Origin of the sequence: Achromobacter sp. B7 (genome assembly GCF_003600685.1) — a bacterium.
Lineage (GTDB): Bacteria > Pseudomonadota > Gammaproteobacteria > Burkholderiales > Burkholderiaceae_B > Achromobacter > Achromobacter spanius_B.
In genome coordinates, this window is the sequence record NZ_CP032084.1 from 5,649,387 (window position 1) to 5,674,316 (window position 24,930).

Consider the following 24,930-nt stretch of genomic DNA (forward strand, 5'->3'; position numbering starts at 1 on the left):
CGCGCCTGGTGTCTCGGCCGCCCCGGCACTGTGATTGAACTCCTCAATCCGCCGCTTGACACGAGAAAAACGCTTGCCCTATTATTTATCAGACAACTTAATAAAGTTACCTGACAACTTATCCGGAAAGCGTAAATCAAGTCGCGTTTTCAGGCAAGCCAGTCAGAAAAAACAAAGGCCGAAGCGCCGCAAAAACAGGACGGAGACAACAGGGCGGACACCCCCGGCAGCACGACGGTGTCCGTCCCCATCTTGCGATATCCCCTTCCCCGATTTGCTCGTTCACGGCCATGGAATAGGCGCCACCAAGCGCGCTTGCTAGGGCGGTCGCACGCATCTTTACGTACGCACACACCACTCCCGTTCCACGGAGGAGACACGCATGAAATTGGCTTTCACTACCGGCCTGCTGTGCCTGGCCGGCATCGCCGCATCGGCGCACGCCGCACCCGTCAAGGTCGGCCTGATCGAGACGCTGTCCGGCCCGCAGGCCTCGACCGGCCTGATGTTCCGCGCCGCGGTCAAATATGAGCTGGACCGCATCAACGCCGCCGGCGGCTGGAACGGCCAGCCGCTGGAATTGGTCGAGTTCGATAACCAGGGCGGCCCCGTGGGCGCGTCCGACCGTTTCCGCGCCGCCGCCGCCGAAGGCGTGCAGGTGTTGGTGCAGGGCTCGTCGTCCGCCATTTCGGGCCAGCTGACCGAAGACGTGCGCAAGCACAACCTGCGCAACCCGGGCAAGGAAGTCGTCTTTCTGAACATGGGCGGCGAAGCGCTGGAATTGACCGGCCAGAAGTGCCACTTCTATCACTTCCGCTTCACCACCAACGCCGATTTGCGCGTGAAGTCGCTGGCGTCGGTGATGTCGGCCGACGGCACGCTGGGCAAGCGCGTGTACGCCATCAACCAGAACTATTCCTGGGGCCAGGACATGGAAGGCGCCACCGAGCGCTTTGCCAAGCAGTACGGCTATGAAGTGGTGGGCAAGACGCTGCACGAAGTCAACAAGATCCAGGACTTCGCGCCCTACGTGGCGCGCATCCGTTCGGCCACGCCCGACACCGTCATCACCGGCAACTGGTCCAACGACCTGCTGTTGCTGATGAAGGCCACGCAATCCGCCGGCCTGAAAGTGCGCTTTGCCACCGTGTTCCTGGACCAGGTGGGTAACCTGGCCAACGCCGGCGACGTGGCCCTGGGCCACTACATCGCGCACCCGTACAACATCGAAGCCGCCGGCGACGAAGGCGCCAAGTTCGCCGAGGACTACAAGTCCAAGACAGGCCACTACCCCAGCTACACCGAACCGCAGACCGTCATCGGCGTGCGCTTCCTGGGTGAAGCGCTAAAGCAGGTCAAGCCCAAGGACGGCAAGCTGTCCGTGCCGGACCTGGCGCTGGCGCTGGAAAAGGTCACCTACACGTCTGCGCTGGGCACCTACACGATGCGCGCCGAAGACCACCAGGTGCAGCTGCCGATGGTGGTGTCCAAGGTCAGCAAGAACGCCAAGTACAAGGCCGACGGCACCGACATGGGCTTTGAGCCGGTGAAGGTGCTGGCGGCGGCGGACGTGTCCGCCCCGGTGCAGGCCACCTGCAAGATGCAGCGTCCGCAATAAGACGCCAAGCAAGGCGGCGCGCAACCTGCGCGCCCGCCTTGTTCGTCGCCTGACAAAAAAGCGCACGCCGGCGCGGGCCGGAAAAACAAGGTGCGTAATGGATCGCGCAAGCCACGGGCTTGAGCGCGAAAGATTTATGGAGCGGACATGGAATACTTTACCGTCTCGCTGTTGAACGGCGTGATTTACGGCCTGCTGCTATTCATGGTGTCGGCGGGCCTGACACTGATTTTTGGAATGATGGGCGTGTTGAATTTTGCACACGCCTCGTTCTACATGATTGGCGCATACGCCGCCTACACGCTGACGCCCGTCACGGGTTTCTGGACGGCGTTGGTGCTGGCCACGATCATCTCGGGCGTGCTGGGCATGGGCGTCGAACGCTTTTTCCTGCGCCGCGTGCACAAGTTCGGCCACGCGCAGGAACTGCTGGTGACTTTTGGCCTGGCGTTCATCGTGGCCGAGCTCATCAAGCTGTTCTACGGCGACTTTCCGGTTGATTACCGCGTGCCGGCCTTCCTGAACTTCGCGGCCTTTCGCGTGTTCGATGCGGACTACCCCTTCTATCGCCTGCTGATGGGCGGCGTGTCGCTGGCGATGTTTGCCGTCATCTACCTGCTGCTGTCGCGCACTCGCGTGGGCATTGTGGTGCGCTCGGCCATCTATCGGCCGCGCATGGCCGAAGCGCTGGGCCACAACGTGCCGCTGGTTTTCATGAGCGTGTTCGGCGTGGGCGCGGCGATGGCCGGGCTGGCGGGCGCGGTGGCCGGCGCGTTCTACACCACCAACCCGAACATGGCGCTTGAGCTGGGCGTGCTGGTGTTCGTGGTGGTCGTCGTAGGCGGCCTGGGGTCGCTGGAAGGCGCCATGATCGCCTCGCTGCTGATCGGCCTGATCAGTTCGTTCTCGGTGGGTATCGACGCCAGCCTGGCGTCCCTGTTCGGCCTGTTCGGCGCGGGCGAATGGGCCGAAAGCGTAGGCGGCTTGATGACCGTGAAGATTTCCAGCCTGGCCGCCACCCTGCCCTTCCTGCTGATGCTGGTGGTGCTGCTGGTCAAGCCGTCGGGCCTGAAAGGAGAACAGGCATGAGCCAGACCCGTATTGCATCCGGCGCGCTGCTGCTGATCGTTTGCGTGGCGGCGTTGTGCGCCTTGCCGTGGCTGCTGCCGCCCGGCCAGTTGGTGGCGGCGGTGCAGATGTTGATCGCCGCGCTGTTCGCCTGCGCCTTCAACCTGCTGGCTGGCCAGGGCGGCATGCTGTCCTTCGGCCACGCCGCGTACTTTGGCGTGGGCACCTTTGCCACCATTCACGCCATGAACGCGCTGGGCGGCGCGGGCTTGTTGCCCACGCCATTGATGCCGCTGGTGGGCGGCGTGGCCGGCCTGCTGTTCGGCCTGGTCGCGGGCTGGTTCGCCACCATGCGTTCCGGCGTCTACTTTTCCATGATCACGTTGGCGCTGGCTGAACTGCTGCACGCGCTGGCGCCGCATTTGAAAGGCGTGTTCGGTGGCGAAGCGGGCGTGTCCGCCATGCGCATGCCGGCCTGGGGTTTTACCTTCGGGTCCGACATCGAGGTCTATTTCCTGGTGCTGGCCTGGGTGCTGATATCGCTGGCCGCGCTGTATGGCCTGACCCGCACGCCCTTGGGCCGGCTGACGCTGGGCCTGCGCGAAAACGCCAACCGGCTGCGCTATCTGGGCTATCGCCCGCATGCGCTCAAGACGATGGTGTTTGCGTTGTCGGCCATGTTCGCCGGCATCGCGGGCGGCTTGCAGGCGTTGAACATCGAAGCGGGTAACTACGTGCTGTTCGAGGTCAAGCTGTCGACCGACGCGGTGCTGTTCGCCTACATCGGCGGCGTCAACGCGTTCCTGGGTCCGGTGCTGGGCGCGGCGACACTGACATTCCTGTCGCAGACGCTGGCCGACATTACCCGTTCCTGGTTGCTGTACCAGGGCATTCTGTTCGTGCTGGTGATGCTGTTCGTGCCGGACGGCCTGGTGGGCCTGGTGCAGCGCGCCGCCAAGTCGCTGCGCGAACGGGGCCTGGCCAACTGGCTGCCGCGCGCCGTCGTGTCCGTGGCTGCCGGCCTGCTGCTGACCGCCGCCACCGTCTTCCTGGTAGAGCTGCTGCAACGCATGTTCGCGCGCGACTACCGCGCGCTTCTGGCCATGAACCCGGATGCGGGCTGGCCCCCCATTGCGCTGTTCGGTCACGACTGGGCGCCGCTGGCGTTGTCTACCTGGCTGGTGCCCTTGGCCTTGTTCGCCACGGGCCTCTTGGCGTGTCGCTGGGCGCTGGCCCTGTGGCGCGACGACGGCGATGCCGCCCCCGTGCTGGAGCCCGCAAAATGAGCCATTCCATCCTGACCCTGACCGACGTGCGCAAGTCCTTTGGCCAAGCGCAGATCATTCGCGGCGTGAACCTGGCCATTGAAGCCGGCGAGCGCCATGCGGTCATCGGCCCCAACGGCGCGGGCAAGTCGACCCTGTTTCACCTGATGTCGGGTTCGTTCGCGCCCACCTCGGGTGACATCAACCTGCGTTCGCGCGCCATCGGCGGCTTGTCCCCCGAAGCCATCAACCGCCTGGGCCTGGCCCGCTCGTTCCAGATCACCAACGTGTTTCCGCGCCTGTCCGTGCGCGAAAACCTGCGCCTGGCGGTGTTGCGCATGCATGGGCTGGTCTACAACTTCTGGCGTCCCATTGCGCGGCACCGCGCTGTCAATGAAGACGTGGACCGCCTGCTGGAAAAAGTGCGGCTGACGGCCAAGCAGCAAACGGCCGCGGGCGACCTGAACTATTCCGAGCAGCGCTCGCTGGAAATCGGCATGACGCTGGCTTCGCGCCCGAAGGTCATTCTGCTGGACGAGCCCATGGCCGGCATGTCGCAACACGAAGTCGATTACACGGTGGAGCTGATCAAGGACGTCACGCGCGACTGCACCTTGCTGATCGTCGAGCACGACATGCAGGTGGTGTTCTCGCTGGCCGATCGCATCAGCGTGCTGGTGTACGGCGAAATTCTTGCCACCGGTACGCCCGCCGACATCCGTGGCGACGCCCGTGTGCGCGAAGCGTATCTGGGAGAGGAAACGGTATGACGACGCAAGCCTCACTACAAACGCCCCTGCTCAGCCTGCACGGCGTGCATGCCCATTACGGCAAGAGCCACATCCTGCACGGCATCGATCTATCCATCGGGCACGGCGAAGTCGTCAGCCTGCTGGGGCGCAACGGCGCCGGCCGCTCCACCACCATGAAAAGCATCATGGGCCTGGTGGACGTAACCGGCGGGCACATCGCCATTGAAGGGCGCGACATTACCAACAAACGTCCCTTTGAAATCGCGCGCGCCGGCGTGGGCTTCGTGCCCGAGGAACGCGAGGTCTTCGCCAACCTGACCGTGGACGAAAACCTGCGCATGGGCGAACAGCCCAAGCGCGACGACGCGCCCCATTGGACAGTGGCGCAGATGTTCGACTACTTCCCGCGCCTGAAGGAACGCAGCAACACAAAGGCCGGCAACCTGTCGGGCGGTGAACAGCAGATGCTGACGATGTGCCGTTCGCTGCTGGGCAACCCCAAGGTCATGCTGATCGACGAACCCACCGAAGGGCTGGCGCCGAAGATCGTGGAAGTGATCGCCGACGTCATCCGCGATATCCACAAGCGCGGCGTGTCGGTGGTGCTGGTGGAGCAGAAGCTGACGATCGCGCTGAAGGTATCGACGCGCGTCAGCGTCATGGGCCACGGCCGCATCGTGTTCGAAGGACCGCCCGCGCAGCTGCATGAGCGCCAGGACGTGGTCCAGGAATGGCTGGCGGTCTGACCCCGCCGCAACGCACAACCTTTACAGGCATCTACCTTGGACCACACCACAGAAGTCATCCATAGCGACCTGCGCGGCCAACGCGTCGTCATCACCGGCGGCGCCAAGGGCATTGGCCTGGCCACCGCCCACGCGTTCGTGCGCCAGGGCGCGCGCGTGGCCTTGCTGGACATGGACGCCGCCGCGCTGGCGGCCGCCGTGGCCGAACTGACCTCGGCCGGCGGCCAGGCCATGGCCGTGCAGGCGTCCGTCACCGACGCCGACGCCGTCGAGCGCGCGTTTGCGCAGGTCGAACAGGCCTGGGGCGGCGTTGACGTGCTGGTCAACAACGCCGGCATCTCGGCCAACAAGCCCACGCTGGAAGTCACCGTGGACGAATGGCGCCGCGCCGTGGACATCAACCTGACCGGCGTGTTCCTGTGCGCGCAGGCCGCCGGCCGCCGCATGGTGCCGGCGGGCGCGGGCAGCATCATCAACCTGGCATCGATGTACGGCGTGGTGGCGGCGCCCGACCGCGCAGCGTATTGCGCCACGAAGGGCGCGGTGGTGCTGCTGACCGAAACGCTGGCCGTGGAATGGGGTCCGATGGGCGTACGCGTGAACGCGCTGGCCCCCGGCTACGTCGAGACCGATCTGGTGCGCGACCTGGCCGCGCGTGGCCGCCTGGACCCCGAACGCCTGAAGCAGCGCACCCCGCTGCGCCGCATGGCGCAGCCGGCCGAAATGGCCGACCTGGCGGTCTTTCTGGCTTCACGCCAGGCCGCCTATATCACCGGACACACCCTGGTGGCCGACGGCGGCTGGAGCCGCTACAGCTACCTCTAACCGCACCGACGCTTAAAAACATTCTGGAGATTCACTCATGGCCACCTACCAATCGCTTGAGCCCCAAGCGCCCTGGCGGCAACTGACGGTCGAGGCGCGTGACTGGCAGCAGGCGGACCCCGCCCTGCTGGGCACGATGCTGACCCAGCTGCACTGGATCCGCGCCTTTGAAGAGGCCGTGCTGGACCTGGCCGCCGAAGGCCTGGTGCACGGCCCCGCGCATTCGTCCGTGGGCCAGGAAGGCGGCGCCGTCGGGTCGGTGCTGGCGCTGGGCGCGGGCGACCAGATCAACGGCTCGCATCGCGGCCACCATCAATTTCTGGCCAAGGCGCTGCAACACGTGGCGCCGCTGGGCCTGGACCCGCGCAACCCGCTGACGCCCGCCATCGACGACGTGCTGCAAAAGACGCTGGCTGAAATCATGGGCCTGGCGCAAGGCTTCTGCCGGGGCCGTGGCGGCAGCATGCACCTGCGCTGGCTGGAAGCGGGCGCGCTGGGCACCAACGCCATCGTGGGTGGCGGCGTGCCGCTGGCGGCGGGCGCGGGCTGGGCACACAAGCACGCCGGCACCGACCGCGTGGCCGTGACCTACTTTGGTGACGGCGCGGTGAACATCGGCTCGGTCCTGGAAACGATGAACCTGACGGCCGCATGGAAAACGCCGCTGTGCTTTTTCATCGAGAACAACCGCTACGCGGTGTCGACCACGGTGGAAGAATCCACCGCCGAACCGCGCCTGTCCGCACGCGGCCTGGCGTTCAATATTCCGTCGTGGAAAGTCGACGGCATGGACCCGCTGGCCGTGCACCTGGCCATGTCCGAAGCCGTGGCGCACATGCGCGCCGGCAATGGCCCGACGATTGTCGAAGTGGACGTGTACCGCTTCTTCCACCAGAACGGCCCCTTCCCCGGCAGCGCCTTCGGCTACCGCACCAAAGACGAAGAATCCCAGTGGCGCCAACGTGATCCGCTGGACAAGATCGCTACCGAAATGATCGGCCGCAAACTGATCACGCAAGCCGAGGTGGATGCGCTGCGCCAGCGCTGCAAGGACGTCATGAAAGACGTGTGCGGCCGCCTGACCGAAGCCGCTGACGGCGGCAAGCGCCGCGTGCGCGCCGACCTGTGGCCGCGCCCCGACTTCCGCGACGTGGGCCTGCGCAGCGACGGCGCCGAATTGGCCGGCCTGCGCTACCAGGACGCCGACGACCACACGGGCGCGAAAGTCGAACGCAAGTTTGTCGACGCAGTGGCAGACGTGCTGGACCGCCGCATGGAAACGGACGCCGGCGTGGTCGTGCTGGGCGAAGACGTGCACCGCTTGAAGGGCGGCACCAACGGCGCCACGCGCGGGCTGAAGGACAAGTACCCCGACCGCGTGCTGGGCACGCCCATCTCCGAGAACGCGTTCGCGGGCCTGGGCGGCGGCCTGGCGATGGACGGGCGCTACAAACCCATCGTTGAATTCATGTACCCCGACTTCATGTGGGTGGCGGCTGACCAGATCTTCAACCAGATCGGCAAGGCCCGTCACATGTTTGGCGGCGACATCGACGTGCCGTTCGTGCTGCGCACCAAGGTTGCGATGGGCACGGGCTATGGCTCGCAACACTCGATGGACCCAGCCGGCATCTTTGCCACGGCGCCGGGCTGGCGCATCGTGGCGCCGTCCACGCCGTATGACTACGTGGGCCTGATGAATACCGCGCTGGCCTCGAAGGACCCCGTGCTGGTGATCGAACACGTGGACCTGTACGCCTCGACGGGCGAGGTGCCCGACGGCGACCTGGACTACGCCATTCCGTTCGGCAAGGCGCGCGTGCGCCGCACGGGCGGCAAGGTCACCATCCTGACGTACCTGTCGATGGTCAGCCGGGCGTTGAAGGCGGCCGAAGAGGCGGGCGTGGACGCCGAGGTCATCGACCTGCGCACGCTGGACCGCGCCAGCCTGGACTGGGACACCATCGGCGCCAGCATCCAGAAGACCAACAACGTGCTGATCGTGGAGCAAGGCGCGCGCGGTACGTCGTACGGCGCGATGCTGTCCGATGAAATCCAGCGCCGCTATTTCGACTGGCTGGATCAGCCGATCAAGCGCGTGACGGGTGGCGAGGCGTCGCCCAGCATCTCGAAGGTGCTGGAACGCGCGGCGTTCGCGGACACCGAAGAAGTGCTGGCCGGGCTGGCCGACGTGCTGGCCGATCTGGGGGAACAGGCATGACTGCGATGCACATGACCGTGCCGATGGAAGTCGGCATCTGCTGCCGGGATCTGGACGCGCTGCTGGCGTTCTACACCGACGTCGTCGGCCTGAAGCTGGTGAACCGCGTCAGCGTGCCCGCCGACAAGGCACGGGCAACGGGCCTTACCGCGCATGGCTACGACGTGGCGCGCTTGCAGACGCCGTACGGCGAACGCATCAAGCTGCTGCAACCGAGCGTGGCGCCGGAGACGGCCGTGCGCGGCGCGGCAATCCTGGATCGCCAGGGCGCCACCTACCTGACCTTCATCGTGCGCGACCTGGCAGGGGTGGTGCGCAACCTGCAAGCCCGGGGCGTGGTCTTCGACAGCACGCCCGCGCCCATGGAAGTGCGCCCCGGCACGTGGCTGGCGTTCTTCCGCGACCCCGAAGGCAACGTGCTGGAACTGGTCGAATACGACGACCCCGCCGACTACCGGCCCGATCTGGCCGGCGCCGCCAACTAGGACGAACATCGTGGCTCACCTAATCAAGCTCCCCTCTGTTGCCGCCGATACCTCGGGCGGCAACCTGCACCAGTGGCTCAAGCAGGAAGGCGACACGGTCGCCGTCGGCGATGCGCTGGCGGAAATCGAAACCGAAAAGGCCATCGTCGAAATCAACGCCGAGCATGCGGGCGTGCTGGCCCGCATCGTGGTCCCGGCCGGCGCGGCGTCGGTGCCGATCAACACGGTAATCGGCGTGCTGCTGGCCGAAGGCGAAGATGCCTCGGCGGCTGATCGCGCGTTGGCGGAACATGGCGGCGCGGCGGCGGCGGCGGCGGCTGGGGAAACGTCCGCAGCGAAATCTGCCGGCTCATCCGCTGCTGGTTCATCGGCTGCTGGTTCATCGGCTGCCGCCGCCGGGTCTGCGGGAGCACCCGCGGCCCCGCCCCCCTTGCCCTCTGATGCTGCTCCCGCCTCCACCGCCCCCGTTCCCGGTGGCCGCTTGTTCGCCAGCCCCCTGGCGCGCCGCCTGGCCGCGCAGTGGCATGTGGACCTGTTGGGCGTGACCGGCACCGGCCCGCATGGCCGCATCGTGCGCCGCGACGTGGAAGCCGCGCGCAACCGTGCGCCGTCGCCCACCGCGACCACCACGCCACCGTCCGGCCGTCCGGCCGCGCGCCGCGTGCCGCACACCGGCATGCGCCGCGCCATCGCGCGCCGCCTGACGGAAAGCAAGCAGAACGTGCCGCACTTCTACCTGTCGGTGGACTGCAAGATGGACGCGCTGCTGGCCCTGCGCGCGCAAGCGAATCACGGCGGCGCGGTCAAGCTTTCGGTCAACGATTTCATCGTTCGCGCCGCCGCCTTGGCGCTGCGCGAAGTGCCCGAAGTGAATGTCAGCTGGCACGAAGACGCCATCGAATATCACGCGGGCGCCGACATCTCGGTGGCCGTCGCCACCGACGGCGGCCTGGTCACGCCCATCGTGCGCGACGCGGACATCAAGTCCCTGTCGGCCATTGCCGGTGAAATCGTCGAGCTGGCCGGGCGCGCCAAGATCAACCGCCTGAAGCCCGAGGAATTCACGGGCGGCTCGCTGACGGTCAGCAACCTGGGCATGTACGGCATCAGCCAATTTGCCGCCATCATCAACCCGCCGCAGGCCGCCATCCTGGCCGTCGGCGCGGCCGAACGGCGGCCCGTCGTCGGCGACAACGGTGAACTGGTCGCCGCCACCGTCATGACCGTGACCTTGTCCGCCGACCACCGCGCGGTGGACGGCGCGGTGGGCGCGCGCTGGCTGGCTGGCTTGCGCACGCTGATCGAAAACCCCGTGCGCATTTTGCTGTGAGCCCCACGATGACGAAGAACGTGTTTGATCTAGTCGTCGTTGGCGGCGGCCCCGGCGGCTACGTGGCCGCCATCCGCGCCGCGCAGCTGGGCATGTCGGTGGCCTTGGTGGAACGCGCCGAGCTGGGCGGCATCTGCCTGAACTGGGGCTGCATACCCACCAAGGCCTTGCTGCACAGCGCAACGGTGCTGCGCGCCTGCCAGGAAGCGTCACACTACGGCGTCACCGGCACCGGTGAGGCGCGCGCCGACCTGGCCGCCATGGTGGCGCGGTCGCGCAAGGTAGCGGGCCGGCTAGGCCAGGGTGTGGCGCATCTGATGAAGAAAAACGGCGTGACGGTGTACGCCGCGCGCGCGCAATTGGCCGGCGCGGGCAAGCTGGCGCTGGACAACGGCGCGACCCTGTCCGCCAAGCACATCATCCTGGCGACCGGTGCGCGCGCCCGCGAACTGCCCGCGTTGCCGCTGGGCGACCGCATCTGGGCCTACCGCCAGGCCCTGGCGCCCACCCAGATCCCGAAGACGTTGCTTGTTGTGGGCGCGGGCGCCATCGGCGCGGAGTTCGCCAGCTTCTACCGCGCCATTGGTTCGGACGTGACACTGATCGACATGACGCCCGAAATTCTGCCGCAAGAAGACGCGGAAATTTCGCAGCTGGCGCGTAAGGCGTTCGAGAAACAAGGCATCCGCGTGCTGACGCAATGCGCCGTCACCGCCTCGTCGCCAAGCGCCACGGGCGTCAACGTGACGCTGGAACAGCAAGGTAAAAAGACGCAGCTTGAGGTGGACCGCGTCATCGTCGCGGCCGGCATCGTTGGCAACGTTGAAGATCTGGGCTTGGAGAAGACGCGGGTGCAGGTCGAGAAGACCCACATCGTCACCGATGCACACTGCCGCACCGGCGAACCCGGCGTCTACGCCATCGGCGACGTGGCCGGCGCGCCCTGGCTTGCCCACAAGGCCAGCCATGAAGGCGTGCTGTGCGTGGAAGCCATCGCGGGCAAGACGGTGCACGCCATCGATCCGCTGCGCATCCCCGCCTGCACGTATTCATACCCGCAAGTGGCCAGCATCGGCATGACGGAAGCCCGCGCGCGCGAACACGCCAAGGCCCACGGCGGCGAGATCCGCGTTGGCAAATTCACCTTTGCCGGCAACGGCAAGGCCATCGCCATGGGCGAAGACCAAGGGCTGGTCAAGACCGTGTTCGATGCGACATCAGGCGAACTGCTGGGCGCGCACATCATCCATCCCGAAGCGTCCGAGCTGATCACCGGCTATGGCGTGGCGGCGTCGTTGGAAGCCACCGAGGAAGACTTGATGCACACCGTGTTCGCCCATCCGACGCTGTCGGAAACACTGCACGAATCGGTGCTGGCTGCGTTCGGACGGGCGCTGCACGCGTAAGGAGCAGAAGGCGGCAGGCGGGCGGGGCCGCCTTCACTTCGACCTTCGCGCGGCTTGCATGGCTGTGCAAGTCGCGCGCCAGAAACGCTTCAGGAGCGCTTCAGAAACGCGTCAAGAACGCGTCAAGAACGCCTCAAACCCGCTGCGCAAAGAAATCCAGAAAGCAGGCAATGCGCCGCGACAGCTGCGTGTTGCGGTGGTACACGGCGTGCATCGGTTGCAGGTGATCGCTGTACACGCCTTCCATCACCTTCACCAACCTGCCCGCCGCGATATCTTCGCGCACCACGAAATCCGACAGGCAGGCGATGCCCACGCCGCGTAGCGCCAACTGGCGCTGCGTTTCTCCGCTTGATGTGGCCAGCGTCGGCGTCGCCTGAAAGCTGGAGCCGCCCGCGTGCTTGAGCGGCCACAGGTTCAGGCTTTCGGGCTGCGTGAATCCCAGCACTTCATGCCGCGCCAGATCCTCAACCGTTTCCGGCGCGCCGCGCCGCGCGATGTAGTCGGGGCTGGCCATCATCCAGCGCGGCGACGGCCGCAATACGCGCGCATGCAAAGTGGAATCCGTCAGCGGCCCCATGCGAATCGCGATGTCGGTGCGGTGCTCTATCAGGTCCACGATGCGATCGTTGCTGGTCAGTTCCAACGTGATCTCGGGATACTCACACCGAAATTCCCCCACGTGCGGCACCACGCAATGCAGCATCACCGGCACCGACGCATCCACCCGCAATCTGCCCGCCGGCCGCTGATGCACCATGCGCATGCACTCTTCGGCCTCGTCCAGCGACGCGACAATCTGCCGCGCCTTGGGCAGAAAGTGTGCGCCCTCTTCGGTCAGCTCCATGCGCCGCGTGGTGCGGTTCAGCAGCATCACGCCCAAGTCATCTTCCAGCCGTGCCAAGGCCCGGCTGACCCCCGACGCCGTCTGCCCCAGCAGCTCGGCCGCGGCGCTAAGCGACCCGGCGTCAACCACGCCGAGAAACACGCGCAATGCATCGGAATTCAAAGCCATGTCGGGCGTCCTTGAAGCCTAAAAAACAGCCTATATGTTGTAGATCGAATTTACCGCTTTAACCCTGTATTTCGCAGTATCCCGCTACATTGCGCGGTGTCTTGCGACCCCAATGACGCCGCACCGCGCAAATAAAACGGCGCCCCACGGGCGCCGTTCTTCCCACACTCGCGCCGCGATCAGCGCTTGGCTTTTTGCTTCAGCTGCGACAGGTCGCGCACCGCGCCGCGGTCGGCCGACGTGGCCAATGCTGCGTAGGCTTGCAGGGCTTGCGATACCACGCGTTCGCGGCCGACCGGCTCCCAGCCGTCAGCGCGCGCGTCCATCGCGGCGCGGCGGCGAGCCAGTTCTTCGTCGGAAACCGCCAGGTGCATCTTGCGGTTGGGGATGTCGATTTCGATGATGTCGCCTTCTTCCACCAGGCCGATCGTGCCGCCCTCGGCCGCTTCCGGCGAGGCGTGGCCGATCACAAGGCCGGACGAGCCGCCTGAGAAACGGCCGTCGGTGAACAGGGCGCAGGTTTTGCCCAGGCCCTTGGACTTGAGGTACGACGTGGGGTACAGCATTTCTTGCATGCCGGGGCCGCCCTTGGGGCCTTCGTAGCGGATCACGACGACGTCGCCCGCCACGATCTTGTCGCCCAGGATGCCTTCAACGGCGTCGTCCTGGCTTTCGAACACGCGGGCGCGGCCCGTGAAAACCCATTGCGATTCGTCCACGCCGGCGGTTTTGACGATGCAGCCCTTCTCGGCCAGGTTGCCGTACAGCACGGCCAGGCCGCCGTCCTTGGAATAGGCGCTTTCCTTGCTGCGGATGCAGCCCGTCTTGCGGTCGGTGTCCAGCGTCAGGAACGTGGCGTCTTGGCTGAAGGCGACCGTGGTGGGGATGCCACCGGGCGCGGCACGGTAGAACTTCTGCGCTTCTTCGCTTGCGTCACCGGCCACGTCCCATTTCTGGATGGCGTTGCCCAGCGTGCCGCTGTGCACGTTGCCACAAGACAGGTCCAGCAGGTCGGCGCGCGCCAGTTCGCCCAGGATGCCCAGGATGCCGCCGGCGCGGTGCACGTCTTCAATGTGGTACTTGTCGGTGGCGGGCGCCGCCTTGCACAGGCACGGCACCTTGCGCGAGATGCGGTCGATGTCGGCCATCGTGAAATCCACGCCCGCTTCCTGCGCAGCAGCCAGCAAGTGCAGCACGGTGTTGGTCGAGCCGCCCATGGCCACGTCCAGCGCCATCGCGTTCTGGAACGCGCTCTTGGTGGCGATGTTGCGCGGCAGGACCGATTCGTCTTCTTCGACGTAGTAGCGGCGGCACAGGTCGACGACCAGGCGGCCGGCTTGTTCGAACAAGCCCTTGCGCCACGCGTGCGTGGCGACGATGGTGCCGTTGCCAGGCAGGGCCAGGCCGATGGCTTCGGTCAGGCAGTTCATCGAGTTGGCGGTGAACATGCCGGAACAGGAGCCGCACGTGGGGCAGGCGCTGCGTTCCACTTCGGCCACTTCGGCGTCCGACACGTTGGGGTCGGCGGCCTTGATCATGGCGTCGATCAGGTCGATCTTGGCGATGACCTTGCCGTCGGTGGGCGACTTGACCTTGCCCGCTTCCATCGGGCCACCGGACACGAACACGACCGGGATGTTCAGGCGCATGGCGGCCATCAACATCCCCGGGGTGATCTTGTCGCAGTTGGAAATGCAGACCATGGCGTCGGCGCAATGCGCGTTGACCATGTATTCGACCGAATCGGCGATCAGTTCGCGCGACGGCAGCGAATACAGCATGCCGCCGTGGCCCATGGCGATGCCGTCATCGACGGCGATCGTGTTGAATTCCTTGGCGACGCCACCGGCGGCTTCGATCTCTTTGGCGACCAGCGCGCCCAGGTCGCGCAGGTGCACGTGGCCGGGCACGAACTGCGTGAACGAGTTCACTACCGCGATAATCGGCTTGCCGAAATCACCGTCCTTCATGCCAGTGGCGCGCCACAGGGCGCGGGCGCCGGCCATGTTGCGGCCGTGGGTCGATGTGCGGGAACGGTAGTTCGGCATGATTTGTCTCGAGTGCTGTTAGCGTGGCGGCAAAACGGTAAATAATACGCTGGATCGGGCGCAGGCGTGCCGGCAGCCTATGCCCTGAGCGCCAGTAACGCTTCCTGCAAATGGCGCAAGCCCCGGCTCAGCGGCTTGTCGCGGCGCATCACGATGGCCAGATCGCGCGCCAAGTGCGGCGTCAGCGAACGCACCACCAGCGCGTCCCGGTGTCCCGCGCCGGAAACGGCCAGCTTGGGCAGCACCGCGCAGCCCAGGCCCGCCGCCACGATTTCCTTCATGGCCTCGGTGCTGCCCAGCTCCATGAAGGGCTTGCAGGCCACGCCCGCCACCTCGAACCAGTCGTCCACCAGGCGGCGCGTACGTGCGCCAGGCTCAAACAGCACCAAGGGCCACGGAGACAAGGCCTGTGGCGTCACCTGCTCCGGAATCGAGGCAGAGTCGCGAACGGGGAAGATCGCCACGAACTCGTCTTCCATGACCGGCGTCACCTGGAACATGCGGCCGGGCGCGGGCAGGGTCACCAGCCCCATGTCCAGCGTGTTGTTCTCCAGGGCGCGCAGCATATCGGCGGTGTTGCCGGTGCTGGCCACGATATCCAGCGCGGGAAAGCGTCGGCGCAGCTGCGCCAGGATGGGCGGCAACAGATACGTGCAGGCGGTTGCGCCCGTGCCCAGCCGGATGCGGCCGGACACCTGGGACGCATGCGCGGTCATGGCCTGTTCGGCCTGCGCCAGCGCCGCGTCGATCACGCGGATATGGGTCAGCAGTTCAAGCCCGGCGGCAGTCGGGCCGGCACGGCGGCCGACCCGTTCGACAAGTTTCAGGCCAAAACGCCTTTCCAGCTGGCGGATTTGCAGGCTGACGGCTGGCTGGGTGACGCCCCCGCGCTCGGCGGCCGCCGAGAAACTGCCAAGCTCAATCACCTGCGCAAAGATGCGTAGATGGACCAGGTTCAAGCCTCGCATGACGCCAACCAAAAGTTTTTCTTATGCAAATCATAATCTTCCAAAGCTTCATTTATGATTTATTTCGGACCAAACTGGCGGCTGGCCCATTTCCCCTACTCTTCGCTACGCCCCCTTTATGTCGCCCAACACGCCAACCCTGCTCATCCGCGACAGCGCGGATGCTGACCTGCCCGCCATCAAGACCATCTACGCGTACCACGTTGAACACGGCACCGCGTCCTTCGAACTGGAGCCGCCTTCCATCAACGACATGCGGCTGCGCCGCGCGGCCGTGCTGGAAAAAGACATGCCGTACCTGGTGGCGGAGATCAACGGCGAAGTGGTCGGCTACGCCTATGTCACGCCGTACCGCCCCCGCCCGGCCTACCGGCACACGGTTGAGGACTCTGTCTATGTGAAAGCCGGCCGCGCCGGCCTTGGCATCGGCGGCAAGCTGCTGGCCGCGCTGATCGACCGCTGCACCGCTGCCGGCTGGCGCCAGATGCTGGCGGTGGTGGGCGACAGCCGCAACGCCGCGTCGCTGGCGCTGCATGCCCGCCAGGGTTTTCATCCGGTGGGCACGCTGCGATCCGTGGGCCACAAGCATGGCGAATGGCGTGACACGGTGCTGATGCAACGCAGCCTGGGCGAAGGCGACACGACGCCACCGCAGCGCCCGTGATCGCGCCGCGCGCCGTCGTCTGCCTGGGCCTGACCCAGCTGGTCAACTGGGGCGTCACGTTCTACCTGATTGGTGCGTTCGGCCCGGCCATGACGGCCGACCTGGGGTGGAACGCGTCCCTCGTCTATGGCGGGTTTTCAGCCGCCATCGTCACGATGGCGCTGGTGTCGCCGCTGGCGGGCCGGGCCGTGGACCGCTGGGGCGGGCATCGCGTGATGCCGGTGGGCGTGCTGATCGCGGCAGCGGGCTGTGCGCTGCTGGCCGCCGCGCACGCGCTGGCCGCTTATTACCTGGCGTGGCTGGTGCTGGGCGTGGGCATGCGGCTGTGCCTGTACGACGCCGCGTTTGCGTCGCTGGCGCGCGCCGCCGGGCCGACCGCGCGCCGGGCCATGTCGCAGATCACGCTGTTTGGCGGGCTGGCATCCACGGTGATGTGGCCGGCCGGACACGCGCTATCCGGCTGGCTGGGGTGGCGCGGCGCGGTGCTGGTCTATGGCGCGCTGGCGTTGGCGACCTTGCCGCTGTATCTGGCGCTGCCTCGCCAACGGTATGCCGCGCCCGCCGCTGTCGCCGACCGCCCGGGCGCCGGTTTGACGCGCAACGCCTCCGAACGCCGCCTGGCCGGCACGCTTTACGCGGTAATCGCCATGCTGACCAACTTCCTGGCCGCCGGCAACGCCGCGCATTTGATCGCGCTGATGACGGGCTTGGGTGTGGCCGGCGCGTCGGCGGCCAGCGTGGCGGCCTTGTGGGGCGTCGGCCAGTTCGCCGCCCGCATGGCCGACGTGACGTTGGGCGCAAGGCTGCATCCGCTGACGTTGACGTGGGTCGTCACCACCTTGATGCCGCTGTGCTTTGTGCTGGCGTGGTTGTCCAACGGCAGCGTGTACGCCATTGCCGCCTATGCCTTGCTTTACGGCGCGTGCAACGGGCTGCTGACCATCACGCGCGGCACGCTGCCGCTGGCCTTGTTTGACTTCCGCAGCTACGGCACGCTGGTCGGTGCGCTGCTGGTGCCCAGCTTTTTGCTGACGGCCACGGCGCCCGTGGCGTATGCGTATTTGATCGAGACGCAGGGTGCGCGCGCCGCCATGGCGATGTCGGCGGCCTTGGCGGGCGTGATCGCGGCGGCGGCTTATTTATTAAGACGGCGGTTTATCGGCAGGGTGGTGGCTGTGCCCGCGTCCAGGCGGGCTTAGGCCTGGAGGGCCGGACGCGCCGGCGTGCACCGGCTACGCCTGCGCAACCCCAAGCCCGCATCCCCCCCCGCCACTGGCCATCAGCCTTCCGCGGCCGAGGCCACCACCCACTTTTCCCAGCCGATCTTGCGCAGCTTGCACGCCGGGCATTCGCCGCAGCCGTAGCCCCAGTCGTGCCGCGCACCGCGCTCGCCCAGATAGCAGGTATGGCTTTCTTCGACGATGGTTTCCACCAGGGCGTCGCCGCCCAACTGATAGGCCAGCGCCCAGGTTTCGGACTTGTCGATCCACATCAGCGGCGTCTCGATCGTCATCCGCGTGCCCAGCCCCAGGCCCAGCGCCACCTGCTGCGCCTTGATGGTGTCGTCGCGGCAATCGGGGTAGCCGGAAAAGTCCGTTTCGCACATGCCGCCCACCAGCACGTCCAGCTGGCGCCGATAGCCCAGCGCCGCCGCCAGCGTCAGGAACAGCAGGTTGCGCCCCGGCACGAAAGTGTTGGGCAGGCCGTTAGCCTGCATCTCGATGGCGCGGTCGCTGGTCATGGCGGTGTCGCCCACCTGACCCAGCACCTTCAAGTCCAGCAAGTGGTCTTCGCCCAGGCGCGGCGCCCAATCCGGAAAGTTGGCGCGGATGTCGCGCAGCACATTCAAGCGCGCCGACAGTTCGATGTGATGGCGCTGACCGTAATCGAACGCCACCGTTTCCACATGGGCATAGCGGTCCAGCGCCCACGCCAGGCAAGTGGTGGAATCCTGGCCGCCCGAGAACAGCACGAGCGCGCGACGTTGATGATTTTGCATAAAGGGGGCTTCTACAAAGACGAAGGGACATCCCGGACTTTAACCGAGGCAAAGCGCCGTTCCCGTAAGGAACGCTGCGTAAAATCAATCGGTCCGATTTTCCTGGTAGTGCCGCAACGCCCACGTCTTTCTTTTCTTCATTCAGCCTGACGGAACCCCCGCCCGATGAAAGCCAGCCGCCCGCAGTCCGAGTCCGCAGAACCCTTGCGCCACGATATCCGCCTGCTAGGCCGCTTTTTGGGCGCCGTGATCGCGGAATGCGAAGGCAAACGGGTGTTCGACACCATTGAAACGTTGCGCCGCACCGCCGTGAAATTCCGGCGCGAAGGCAACGAGGCGGACAGCAAGCTGCTGGAACAGCGCGTCAAGCGCTTGCAAGGCAATGACCCGAATTCCGTGGCGCGCGCCTTCAGCTATTTTCTGCATCTGGCCAACATTGCCGAAGACCGCGACCAGAACCGCCGCCAGCGCACCCGCGCCTTGGCCGGCGACACCGCGCCGCGTGGCAGCCTGCGTGATGCCGTGCAGACATTGGGCAGGCAAGGCGTGGGCGTGGCGCGCATCCGCCGGCTGCTGGCCGACGCCAGCGTGGTGCCGGTGCTGACCGCGCATCCGACCGAAGTGCAGCGCAAGAGTACGCTGGATGTGCACCGCGAAATTGCCCTGGCGCTGACCCAGCGCGACGGCGTGCTGACGCCCGACGAGCTGGCCGAGCTGGATGCCGCGCTGCTTGGCCGCGTGGCCACCTTGTGGCAGACGCGCATGCTGCGCTACACGCGCCTGACGGTGGCCGACGAGATCGAAAACGCCCTGTCGTACTACCGCAGCACCTTCCTGCAAGTCATCCCGCGCCTGTACGCAGACCTGTCCAAGCTGTTGAACCGCGAACCGACCAAGCCGTTTGCCGCGCCGCCCGCGCCGCTGGAACCGTTTCTGCGCATGGGCAGCTGGATCGGCGGCGATCGCGATGGCAACCCCAATGTGGACGCCGCCACGCTGGAACGCGCGCTGCTGCGCCAGGCCACGGTGCTGTTTGAACACTATCTGCAAGAGGTCCACGCGCTGGGCGCGGAACTGTCGATCACCACCCTGCTGATCTCCGCCGACCCGGAACTGCTGGCGCTGGCCGACAACAGCGGCGACGATTCCCCCCACCGCAGCGACGAGCCCTATCGCCGCGCGCTGGTCGGCGTCTATGCCCGACTGGCCGCCACGGCGCAAGCGCTGACGGGGCAGGACCTGGCGCGCCGCAGCACCGTGGCGGCGCCCGCGTATCAAGCACCGCGGGAACTGTCCGCCGACCTGGCCGTGATTGCCGCGTCGCTGGCCGCGCACCACGCCTCGCCCATCGCCAAGCTGCGCCTGTCGGGCCTGCAACAAGCGGTGGAGGTGTTCGGCTTTCACCTGGCCACGGTCGACCTGCGCCAAAGCTCCGACGTGCACGAACGCGCGCTGGCCGAACTGTTCGAGCGCGCCGGCACGCTGCATGAAGGCAAGCCGCTGGACTACCTGGCGCTGGACGAAGACGCCCGCGTGGCGCTGCTGCGTGCCGAACTGGCACAGGCGCGCCCGCTGGCTTCGCCGTGGATCGCCTACAGCGAAGACACCACGCGCGAACTGGCCGTGCTGCGCGCCGCCGCCGCCGGTCGCGCGCGTTACGGCAAGCAGGCCGTGCGCCAGACCATCGTGTCGCACACCGAAACGCTGAGCGACCTGCTGGAAGTCATGGTGCTGCAAAAGGAAGCGGGCTTGATCGCCCCGGTCGGGCAGGACCTGGACCCCGACGACGGCCTGATGGTCGTGCCCTTGTTCGAAACGATTCCCGACTTGCAGCGCGGCGCCGACATCATGGCTGCCTGGCTGGACCTGCCCGAAGTGCGCCAGCGCGTGAAGCAGGCGCAGAACGGCGCGCAGGAAGTCATGCTGGGCTATTCCGACAGCAACAAGGACGGCGGCTTCCTGACGTCGAACTGGTCGCTGTACCAGGCTGAACGCGCACTGGTGGACGTGTTTTCATCGCGCCACGTGCGCCTGCGCCTGTTCCACGGCCGCGGCGGCTCGGTGGGACGCGGCGGCGGCTCCAGCTTTGACGCCATCCTGGCGCAGCCGCCCGGCACGGTCGCCGGGCAGATCCGCCTGACCGAGCAAGGCGAAGTCATCCAAAGCAAGTACAAGGACGCCGAGGTTGGCCGCTGGCACCTGGAACTGCTGGTGGCCGCCACGCTGGAATCCAGCCTGGCCCCGCGCGCCGAAGCCACCAGCGCGGAAGATGCGCACATGGCGCAGCACGGCCCGGCCATGTCGTTCATGTCTGACACCGCGCAGCGCACCTATCGCGGCCTGGTGTACGACACGCCGCGCTTTGCCGAGTATTTCTTTGCCGCCACGCCCATCAGTGAAATCGCCGGCCTGAACATCGGATCGCGTCCTGCCTCGCGCAAGAAGGGCCAGCGCATCGAAGACCTGCGCGCCATTCCGTGGGGCTTTTCGTGGGCGCAATGCCGCCTGATGCTGACCGGCTGGTACGGCATGGGCTCGGCCATCGAGGCCTATCTGGAAGTGGGCGCCGAAGGCGGCCCGCGTTCACGACGCGCGCGGCTGGCGCAACTGCGCGAGATGGCGCGCGACTGGCCCGCGTTCCGCACGCTGCTGTCCAACATGGAAATGGTGCTGGCCAAGTCCGACCTGGCCATCGCGGCGCGCTATGCGCAGCTGGTGCCGCAACGCGGCCTGCGCGAGCGCGTCTTCGGGCTGATCAGCGCCGAACATGGCCGCACGCTGGCCATGCTGAAACTGCTGACCCAACGCGAGTTGCTGGCCGACAACCCCACGCTGCAAGATTCCCTGCGCGAACGTTTTGCGTATATCGACCCGCTGAACTACTTGCAGATCGACCTGATCCGGCGCCACCGCGCGGCGCAGAACAATCCCAAGGCGGAAATAGACGAACGCGTGCAGCGCGCCATCCACCTGACCATCAACGGCATCGCGGCGGGCCTGCGCAATTCCGGCTAGGCGGCAGCGTCCACCTGCCGAACACCGTTGAGGGGCCATTTGTCCACCCCGGGAGACTTTTAGTACTATCCCTGACAGAAATTCTATACACGCACAAATGTTCGTATGTAGAACATAACGATTTTTCTGGCCGCGCCGCACAGAAAGGCACCCTGAGGACGAGACAGAAACCGCCTGGTTCCCCGCGTGCCCGCCTGCAACGCCCGGCTGCAAGCAGCCCCAAGCGAACTGTCATGGATACTCCCCTCAAGAATCTCGCCGTCATCGGCGCAGGCGCCATGGGCAGCGGCATTGCCGCCCTGTTCGCCTCGAAGGGACTGAACATCGTCCTGATCGACCCGATGCCCGGCGCGCTGGACCGTGCCCGCGCCGTCATCGACCGTCAGTTGAACGTCTACGCGCCCGACCAGGTGCAGCAATCCCTGGCGCGCATCCGCATGGATGCCGGCCTGGAGGCCGCGGCTGACGTCGAACTGGTGATCGAGGCCGTGCCGGAAAACCTGGAGCTCAAGCGCGGCATTTTCGCCAAGCTTGACGCGCTGTGCCCCCCGCACACGCTCTTCGCCACCAACACGTCGGGCCTGTCCATCAACGCCATCGCCAGCGCCGTCGCGCGCCGCGACCGCTTCGTGGGCGCGCACTTCTTCACGCCCGCCGACGTCATCCCGCTGGTGGAAGTCGTGCGCAACGACGACACGTCGGACGCCACCGTCGCGCAGGTCATGGCGACGCTGCGCTTTGCCGGCAAGCGGCCCGTGCTGGTGCGCCAGGACATCCCCGGCTTCATCGCCAACCGCATCCAGCATGCGCTGGCGCGCGAAGCCATCTCGCTCTTGGAAAAGGGCGTGGCCAGCGCCGAGGACATCGACGAAGTGGTCAAGTGGAGCCTGGGCATCCGGCTGGCCCTGTCCGGCCCGCTGGAACAGCGCGACATGAACGGCATCGACGTGCATTACGCGATTGCCAGCTACCTGTACAAAGATCTCGAAAACCGCACCGAGCCTTCCGACCTGCTGAAAAGCAAGGTCGACAGCGGCCAGATCGGCGCCAAGAGCGGCCAGGGTTTCTACACCTGGAGCCCCGAGCGCCGCGAACGCGTGCTGCGCGAGAAAAGCGCGGCGCTGGGCGAACTGGCGGCATGGTTGAACAGCAAGGCCGACGACTCCTGACGGCGTTTCTTTTTCGAATTCACAACAGATAAGGCGCGGGGCATTGCCCACCGCGCCATCGGGCCACGAGCCCCACCACACAAAGAAAACCAATCGTCGATCCCCGTTGCGCATCGCCACCCGATGGCGCGCGGGGCACGGCACTAAAGAACCCGCCTACGGAGTTGTTGGAGGCACCATGAATAAACTCGCTTCATTCTTTACCGAGCTGATGCGCAAGTATCTGCCGGATCCTTTCGTTTTCGCGATTGCACTGACCTTGCTGACCGTGCTGCTGGCCATGGGCATCGAAGGCCAGAGCATCGGCGACGTGACCCGCGCCTGGGGCAAGGGCTTCTGGAGCCTGCTGGCGTTCACGACGCAGATGGCCGTGATCCTGGCGATGGGCTACGTGCTGGCCACCGCGCCGCTGACCGACCGCCTGCTGAACCGCATCGTCAGCCACGTGCACAAGCCGCACACCGCCATCATCGTCGCCACGCTGGTTGGCGGCGTGGGCAGCTACCTGAACTGGGGCTTTGGCCTGGTCATCGGCGGCATCGTCGCCAAGAAGCTGGCGCTGAAGGTCAAGGGCGTGCACTACCCGTTGATCATCGCGGCCGCCTATAGCGGCTTCACGATGTACGGCCTGGGCCTGTCCGCCAGCATCCCGGTGCTTGTCGCCACCCCCGGCCACCCCACCGCCAAGCAGATGGGCACCATCCCGCTGTCGGAAACCATTTTCTCGGTGCCCATGCTGATCACCAGCCTGGTCATCATCATCACGCTGCCGCTGCTGAACGCGTGGCTGCACCCCAAGAAGGGCGAGAAGATCGTTGAAGTGGACCCGGGCATCGACCGCGACGCCAATGCCTCCAACGCCAGTGAAGACATGCTGGAAAAAGGCACCATCGCCTCGAAGCTGAACAACAGCCGCATCCTGAGCCTGCTCATCGGCGCGCTGGGCATTGCCTACGTGACGTTCCACTTCATGGACGGCGGCTCGCTGGACCTGAACCTGATCAACTTCATCATCCTGTTCCTGGGCATCATCCTGCTGGGCACGCCGGCCGCTTACGTGGCCAAGCTGACCGAAGGCATCAAGACGATTTCCGGGATCATCCTGCAATACCCGTTCTACGCCGGCATCATGGCCATCATGGCCGCGTCCGGCCTGGTGACGTCGATCTCGCAAGTGTTCGTGGATCTTGCCACGCCGGCCACGCTGCCGTTCTGGGGCCTGATCAGCTCGTTCTTCATCAACTTCTTTGCGCCGTCGGCCGGCGGCCACTGGGTCATCCAGGGTCCGTTCATGATCGACGCGGCCAAGGAAATCGGCAGCGCAATGAACCAGACGACCATGGCCGTCATGCTGGGCAACGCCTGGAACGACCTGGTGCAACCCTTCTGGATCCTGCCGGCGCTGGCCCTGTCCAAGCTGAAGCTGCGCGACGTGATGGGCTACACCGTCATCATGATGCTGTGGGTGGGCGTGATCCACATCACCGCCGTGCTGGCCTGGGGCTACGCCACGCACTGATCCCCACGCGCTTTCTTTGAACAAGACTGGAAACCGATATGAGCAAACCGACTGCGTATCTCGTCACCGGCGGCAGCGCCGGCATAGGCGCCGCCATCATCCGCATGCTGCTGGATGCGGGCCACAAGGTGGTCAACATCGACTACCGACTGCCCGAGAATCCGCCGGCCGGGCTGGTCTCGTATCAGGCCGATCTGACCGATGAAGCGCGCACCAAGGAAGTCGCCGCCGAAGTCACCAGCGCCTACAACATCGTGGGCCTGGTGAACAACGCCGGCGCCACCCGCCCGGGCACGGCCGACACGGCCACCCTGGCGGATCTGGACTATGTGGTGAACCTGCATCTGCGCACCGCGCTGATCCTGGTGCAGGCCGCGTTGCCCGCCATGCGCGAAGCCGGCTTTGGCCGCATCGTGAACATGTCGTCGCGCGCCGCTTTAGGCAAGCCGGATCGCGTGGTCTATTCGGCCACCAAGGCCGGGCTGGTGGGCCTGACGCGCACGCTGGCCATGGAGCTGGGCGGCGACGGCATCACGGTCAACGCCATCGGCCCCGGCCCGATCGCAACCGACCTGTTCACCAAGAGCAACCCGGCGGGCGCTCCGCAAACCGAGCGCATCATCAACAGCATCGTCGTCAAGCGCCTGGGCACGCCGGAAGATGTGGCGCGCGCCGCCATGTTCTTCCTGTCGCCCGACAACGGCTTCGTGACGGGCCAGATGCTGTATGTGTGCGGCGGCACGACGCTGGGCGTCGCGCCCATCTGAGCCCGCTCGCCATGCCGAACCGCACCGACCTTCGTGCCTGCCCGCCGCGC

20 protein-coding genes are annotated in these 24,930 nt (G+C 66.2%); 16 read left to right on the forward strand and 4 right to left on the reverse strand.

Features of this window, described 5'->3' with window-relative positions; genetic code table 11:
- The first annotated feature begins 382 nt into the window (after positions 1–382).
- The 10 genes from DVB37_RS25500 to lpdA all read left to right on the forward strand — a co-directional run bounded on the left by DVB37_RS25500 (position 383) and on the right by lpdA (position 11,716).
- Positions 383–1,618 (forward strand): branched-chain amino acid ABC transporter substrate-binding protein, encoded by a 1,236-nt coding sequence (locus tag DVB37_RS25500; protein WP_120157124.1) that lies wholly within the window; start codon positions 383–385, stop codon positions 1,616–1,618.
- 147 nt (positions 1,619–1,765) lie between these two features.
- Positions 1,766–2,707: a branched-chain amino acid ABC transporter permease gene (locus tag DVB37_RS25505; RefSeq protein WP_104141702.1), complete on the forward strand. Its 942-nt coding sequence runs from the start codon at positions 1,766–1,768 to the stop codon at positions 2,705–2,707.
- On the forward strand, positions 2,704–3,972 hold the full coding sequence (locus DVB37_RS25510; RefSeq protein ID WP_104141700.1) for a branched-chain amino acid ABC transporter permease: 1,269 nt from the start codon (positions 2,704–2,706) through the stop codon (positions 3,970–3,972). Before DVB37_RS25505 ends, DVB37_RS25510 begins: the two co-directional genes overlap by 4 nt.
- The gene (locus DVB37_RS25515) at positions 3,969–4,721 is read left to right on the forward strand and encodes an ABC transporter ATP-binding protein (RefSeq protein WP_046803278.1); all 753 of its coding nucleotides are present in this window, start codon (positions 3,969–3,971) and stop codon (positions 4,719–4,721) included. The genes DVB37_RS25510 and DVB37_RS25515 overlap by 4 nt, the downstream gene beginning before the upstream one ends.
- Positions 4,718–5,449, forward strand: a complete 732-nt coding sequence (locus DVB37_RS25520) for an ABC transporter ATP-binding protein (RefSeq protein ID WP_104141699.1) — start codon at positions 4,718–4,720, stop codon at positions 5,447–5,449. The genes DVB37_RS25515 and DVB37_RS25520 overlap by 4 nt, the downstream gene beginning before the upstream one ends.
- A 36-nt stretch (positions 5,450–5,485) precedes the next feature.
- On the forward strand, positions 5,486–6,274 hold the full coding sequence (locus DVB37_RS25525) for an SDR family NAD(P)-dependent oxidoreductase (RefSeq protein ID WP_046803276.1): 789 nt from the start codon (positions 5,486–5,488) through the stop codon (positions 6,272–6,274).
- Between the two features lie 37 nt (positions 6,275–6,311).
- Positions 6,312–8,495, forward strand: coding sequence for a thiamine pyrophosphate-dependent enzyme (locus DVB37_RS25530; protein WP_104141697.1), 2,184 nt, complete (start codon positions 6,312–6,314; stop codon positions 8,493–8,495).
- The gene (locus DVB37_RS25535) at positions 8,492–8,980 is read left to right on the forward strand and encodes a VOC family protein (protein WP_104141695.1); all 489 of its coding nucleotides are present in this window, start codon (positions 8,492–8,494) and stop codon (positions 8,978–8,980) included. The genes DVB37_RS25530 and DVB37_RS25535 overlap by 4 nt, the downstream gene beginning before the upstream one ends.
- Before the next feature lie 10 nt (positions 8,981–8,990).
- On the forward strand, positions 8,991–10,310 hold the full coding sequence (locus tag DVB37_RS25540) for a pyruvate dehydrogenase complex dihydrolipoamide acetyltransferase (protein ID WP_120157125.1): 1,320 nt from the start codon (positions 8,991–8,993) through the stop codon (positions 10,308–10,310).
- Between the two features lie 8 nt (positions 10,311–10,318).
- A complete protein-coding gene (gene lpdA, locus DVB37_RS25545; RefSeq protein WP_120157126.1) occupies positions 10,319–11,716 on the forward strand; it encodes a dihydrolipoyl dehydrogenase in 1,398 nt (465 codons plus the stop codon).
- Positions 11,717–11,849: 133 nt separating this feature from the next.
- Here lpdA and DVB37_RS25550 read toward each other — a convergent pair whose 3' ends face one another.
- The 3 genes from DVB37_RS25550 to DVB37_RS25560 all read right to left on the reverse strand — a co-directional run bounded on the left by DVB37_RS25550 (position 11,850) and on the right by DVB37_RS25560 (position 15,747).
- On the reverse strand, positions 11,850–12,731 hold the full coding sequence (locus DVB37_RS25550) for a LysR family transcriptional regulator (protein ID WP_120157127.1): 882 nt from the start codon (positions 12,729–12,731) through the stop codon (positions 11,850–11,852).
- 179 nt (positions 12,732–12,910) lie between these two features.
- Positions 12,911–14,779 carry a dihydroxy-acid dehydratase gene (gene ilvD / locus DVB37_RS25555; RefSeq protein ID WP_120157128.1) on the reverse strand — a complete coding sequence of 623 codons (1,869 nt, stop codon included), beginning with the start codon at positions 14,777–14,779 and terminating at the stop codon, positions 12,911–12,913.
- A 77-nt stretch (positions 14,780–14,856) separates the two neighbouring features.
- A complete protein-coding gene (locus tag DVB37_RS25560) occupies positions 14,857–15,747 on the reverse strand; it encodes a LysR family transcriptional regulator (protein WP_104142281.1) in 891 nt (296 codons plus the stop codon).
- Positions 15,748–15,865: 118 nt separating this feature from the next.
- Here DVB37_RS25560 and DVB37_RS25565 point away from each other — a divergent pair, with 118 nt between their 5' ends.
- Together DVB37_RS25565 and DVB37_RS25570 are read left to right on the forward strand one after the other, a co-directional pair.
- A complete protein-coding gene (locus tag DVB37_RS25565) occupies positions 15,866–16,411 on the forward strand; it encodes a GNAT family N-acetyltransferase (RefSeq protein WP_104141689.1) in 546 nt (181 codons plus the stop codon).
- Positions 16,408–17,610: an MFS transporter gene (locus DVB37_RS25570; RefSeq protein ID WP_120157129.1), complete on the forward strand. Its 1,203-nt coding sequence runs from the start codon at positions 16,408–16,410 to the stop codon at positions 17,608–17,610. The genes DVB37_RS25565 and DVB37_RS25570 overlap by 4 nt, the downstream gene beginning before the upstream one ends.
- A gap of 80 nt (positions 17,611–17,690) precedes the next feature.
- Here DVB37_RS25570 and queC read toward each other — a convergent pair whose 3' ends face one another.
- Positions 17,691–18,410 carry a 7-cyano-7-deazaguanine synthase QueC gene (queC, locus tag DVB37_RS25575; protein WP_104141686.1) on the reverse strand — a complete coding sequence of 240 codons (720 nt, stop codon included), beginning with the start codon at positions 18,408–18,410 and terminating at the stop codon, positions 17,691–17,693.
- Positions 18,411–18,575: 165 nt separating this feature from the next.
- Between queC and ppc the strand changes: the two genes are divergently transcribed.
- The 4 genes from ppc to DVB37_RS25595 all read left to right on the forward strand — a co-directional run bounded on the left by ppc (position 18,576) and on the right by DVB37_RS25595 (position 24,880).
- Entirely contained in the window at positions 18,576–21,425 is a 2,850-nt protein-coding gene (gene ppc / locus DVB37_RS25580; RefSeq protein WP_120157130.1) for a phosphoenolpyruvate carboxylase, read from the forward strand.
- 233 nt (positions 21,426–21,658) lie between these two features.
- On the forward strand, positions 21,659–22,594 hold the full coding sequence (locus DVB37_RS25585; RefSeq protein ID WP_120157131.1) for a 3-hydroxyacyl-CoA dehydrogenase family protein: 936 nt from the start codon (positions 21,659–21,661) through the stop codon (positions 22,592–22,594).
- A 178-nt stretch (positions 22,595–22,772) separates the two neighbouring features.
- Complete coding sequence (locus DVB37_RS25590) at positions 22,773–24,113, forward strand: short-chain fatty acid transporter (protein ID WP_104141685.1); 1,341 nt, start codon at positions 22,773–22,775, stop codon at positions 24,111–24,113.
- Positions 24,114–24,151: 38 nt separating this feature from the next.
- The gene (locus tag DVB37_RS25595) at positions 24,152–24,880 is read left to right on the forward strand and encodes an SDR family NAD(P)-dependent oxidoreductase (RefSeq protein WP_100854177.1); all 729 of its coding nucleotides are present in this window, start codon (positions 24,152–24,154) and stop codon (positions 24,878–24,880) included.
- The last annotated feature ends 50 nt before the right edge of the window (positions 24,881–24,930 follow it).